The following is a 3,916-nucleotide window of genomic DNA, read 5'->3' on the forward strand; positions in this document are numbered from 1 at the left end:
GAGCACGCAGACCGTAGACGGCCAAGCCGCCGAGGAAGACGATGATGGCTTCGAAGGCCAGCACCACAGAGGCGAGCTTGGCGACGAGGCTCCGTGGTGGACGTGCGCGACGCGGTCGGGCGCTCATGATCCGCCCTTCCAGCCCTCGCGCGCCGCGATACCGAGCGCCTCGCCGGCGAGCACGACCGATCCGGCGATCACGACGGCGCGGCGGGCGGATGCTGCCGCCCACTCCCGCGCGGATGCCGCCGCATCGTCGAGGTCACGGTGCACGCTCGCACGCATCCCGACCGCCTCGACGATGTCGGCGAGCGCGTCCGGATCGTCGGCGCGATCGGAATCGGGCGCGGTGACGAACACCTCGGTCGCGATCGGAGCGAACGCGGCAACGATGCCCGCGGCATCCTTGTCGGCCAGGACGCCCAGCACCACGCCCCACTCGTCGAAGTCGAAGGCCGTGCGCAGGGCATCCACGAGCGCCCGTGCGCCGTGCGGGTTGTGCGCCGCATCGACGAGCACGGTGGGCTCCGTGCCGACCAGCTGCAGGCGACCGGGCGAGATCACCTGGCCGAGCCCTTCGGCGAGCACCTCCGATGCGATCCGCTGCGACCCGCCGCCGATCAGGGATTCGACCGCGGCGATCGCGAGCACGGCGTTCGCCCCCTGATGCGCGCCGTACAGGGGCAGGTATTCCTCGTCGTAGGTGCCGGCGAGGCCGTGCACCGAGATGACCTGACCGCCGACGGCGAGGCGCTGCGCCGTGAGAGTGAACTCCGCGCCCTCGAACGCGATGCTCGCTTCCCGGCGGGCAGCCTCCGCCCGCAGCACGGCGACGGCGTCAGGATGCTGCCTGGCCGACACGACGGCGGCGCCGTCCTTGATGATCCCCGCCTTGACCGCCGCGATGTCGGCGATGGTGTGTCCGAGCCGATCGGCGTGATCGATGTCGATAGGCGCGAACACCGCGACGTCGCCGTCGGCCGTGTTCGTCGAATCCCATGACCCGCCCATGCCGACCTCGAGCACAAGCACGTCGATCGGAGCATCCGCGAAGGCCACGAAGGCGAGCGCGGTGAGCAGCTCGAAGAAGGTCAGCGACTCCTCTCCCGCGTCGCCGAGCTCGGCGTCGACCAGAGCAACGAACGGCGCCATCTCGTCCCACGCATCGGCGACGGCGTCGTCGAGGACGGGTGCGCCGTCGATCATGATGCGCTCGGTGAAGCGCTCCAGGTGCGGGCTCGTGAACAGGCCCGTCCGCAGCCCGTGGGCGCGCAGCAGGCTCTCGATGATGCGGCTCGTGGAGGTCTTGCCGTTCGTGCCCGTGACGTGCACGACGCGGTAGGTGCGCTGCGGATCGCCCAGATAGTCGAGCAGGCGCGCGGTGCGCTCCTTGCGCGGCTGCACCCAGCGCTCCCCCGCCCGCGCCAGCAGCGCCGCATAGACGGCATCCGCCCGCGCCCGGCCCTCGTCCGGATCCTCGCTCATGCGCGACCCTCCGCCCGGGTCACGCCCACGGTGAAGGCCCCGGCGTTCGCGAACGCACCCGCCGCGAAGGAGGCCTCGCGCTCGGGCTTGGTCGTCCCGCCCGCGAAGCTGCGCGACGATCCGCGCAGTGTGTCGTCCTTCGTGCCCAGCAGGTACTCGACCGCGAGCGTCTCGCCCGCGACGTCCGCGGATTCGAATCCGTCCGAGACCGCTCGCGCGTCGGCGCCGTCGGCGAACGTGATCACGAGGTGGATACGGTCGCTGACCTCGAAGCCCGCAGCCTTGCGCGTGTCCTGCACGGCGCGGATGACATCGCGCGCCAGCCCCTCTGCCTCGAGCTCCGGCGTCGTGGTCGTGTCCAACACCACGAATCCGTCGGTGCCCGCCAGCAGCCCGACCGCCTCGCCCTCGGGGCGTACCGATGTGTCGCTGTCGAGCGAGGCCTCGCCGTCCTGCATGACGACCTCGCCCTCCGGGGTCTGGACGACGATCCCGCGGTCATCTTCGATCCAGTTGCCGGCCTTCGCGGCCTGGATGACCTGCTGGACGCGCTTTCCGAGCCGAGGCCCGGCCACCCGCGCGTTGACGACGAGTCGCTGCGCCAGCCCGTGGTCGTCGTAGGACTCGGGGCGAAACTCGACGAACTCCACGCTCTTGACGTTGAGTTCGTCGAGCAGGATCCCCTCGAACTGCGACAGGGTTGCAGCATCCGGCACCACTACCGTCATGCGGGAGAGTGGGAGCCGCACGCGCTTGCCCTGCTTCTTGCGCAGGGCATTCGCGACACTCGACACCTCACGCACGGCATCCATGGCGGTGCGGATGTCGGCGGCCGCGGGGAACGCATCGGCGTCGGGCCACTCCTGGAGGTGCACGCTGCGCCCCCCGGTCAGCCCCTGCCACACGCGCTCGCTGACGAGAGGGATGAGGGGTGCCGCGACACGCGTGAGAGTCTCGAGCACCGTGTACAGCGTGTCGAATGCCTCGCGACTCCGGGGGTCTGCGGTGACGCCCGCCCAGAAGCGGTCGCGCGAGCGCCGGATATACCAGTTGGTGAGTGCCTCGGCGAAGTCCCGCAGCTTTGCCGCGGCCATCGTCGAATCGAGCGCTTCGAGGTCTGTCGCGACGCCCCGCACGAGGTCTCCCGTGAGAGCGAGGATGTAGCGGTCGAGGGCATCGGCAGAGTCGGTGCGCCAGCTCGCCTCGTATCCTGCGGGGTCCGCCCCGGCGGTCCCGGAGCCTGTCGACCCGGCGGTCCCTGAGTCTGTCGAAGGGCCGCCCGCGTAGGCGGCGTTCGCATACGTCGAGAAGAAGTACCACGAACTCCACAGCGGCAGCAGGAACTCCCGCACGCCCGCACGGATCCCCTCTTCGGTCACGACGAGGTTGCCGCCGCGCAGCACCGAACTCGACATCAGGAACCAGCGCATCGCGTCCGAACCGTCGCGATCGAAGACCTCGCTGACATCGGGGTAGTTGCGCAGCGACTTGGACATCTTCTGCCCGTCGCTGCCGAGCACGATGCCGTGCGCCGACACCGCGGTGTATGCGGGGCGGTCGAAGAGCGCGCCCGAGAGCACGTGCATGACGTAGAACCAGCCACGGGTCTGCCCGATGTACTCCACGATGAAGTCCGCGGGAGCATGCGTGTCGAACCACTCGCGGTTCTCGAACGGGTAGTGCACCTGCGCGAACGGCATCGAGCCGGAATCGAACCACACGTCGAGCACATCCTCGATGCGCCGCATGGTGCTCCGCCCGGAGGGGTCGTCGGGGTTGGGGCGCGTCAGCTCGTCGATATAGGGGCGGTGGAGGTCGACGTCGCCGGCCTCGTTGCGTGGCAGGCGACCGAAGTCGCGCTCGATCTCCTCGAGAGAGCCGTACGCGTCGACGCGGGGGTGCTCCGGGTCATCGCTCTTCCAGATCGGGATCGGCGAGCCCCAATAGCGGTTGCGGCTGATCGACCAGTCGCGCGCCCCCTCGACCCACTTGCCGAACTGGCCGTGCTTGACGTTCTCGGGAACCCAGGTGATGTCTTCGTTCAGTTCGACAAGGCGATCGCGGAAGTCCGTCACGCGCACGAACCAGCTCGACACGGCCTTGTAGATCAGGGGGTTCCGGCAGCGCCAGCAGTGCGGATAGGGGTGCTCGTAGCTGGCCTCGCGCACGAGCCGCCCGGCCTGGCGCAGCAGCCGGATGAGGGGCGTGTTCGCCTCCATCCACAGCTGGCCGGCGACATCGCCCACCGCGGGCAGGAAGCGCCCGCCGTCGTCGAGGCTCAGGATCGTGGGGATGCCGGCGGCCTCACTGACCCGCTGGTCATCCTCACCGTAGGCCGGCGCCTGATGCACGATGCCGGTGCCGTCGGTCGTCGTGACGTAGTCGTCGACGAGGATCTGCCAGGCGTTCTGCGTGCCGTAGGTCTCGGCAT

2 protein-coding genes are annotated in these 3,916 nt (G+C 69.7%); both read right to left on the bottom strand.

The features are described 5' to 3' along the window. Nucleotides 1-123 precede the first annotated feature (123 nt). Nucleotides 124-1,485 (bottom strand): folylpolyglutamate synthase/dihydrofolate synthase family protein, encoded by a 1,362-nt coding sequence (locus DI573_RS14415; RefSeq protein WP_292815776.1) that lies wholly within the window; start codon nucleotides 1,483-1,485, stop codon nucleotides 124-126. Next, nucleotides 1,482-3,916, bottom strand: a 2,435-nt coding sequence (locus DI573_RS14420) for a class I tRNA ligase family protein (protein ID WP_292815779.1), incomplete at its 5' end; no start/stop codon positions are given. The genes DI573_RS14420 and DI573_RS14415, both read right to left, overlap by 4 nt.

It is taken from the genome of Microbacterium sp. (assembly GCF_003248605.1).
Taxonomy (GTDB): Bacteria; Actinomycetota; Actinomycetes; order Actinomycetales; family Microbacteriaceae; genus Microbacterium.

Excerpts from the sequence above, each read along its gene's own strand:
- DI573_RS14415 (WP_292815776.1), bottom strand. The coding sequence starts at position 1,485 with ATGAGCGAGGATCCGGACGAGGGCCGGGCGCGGGCGGATGCCGTCTAT.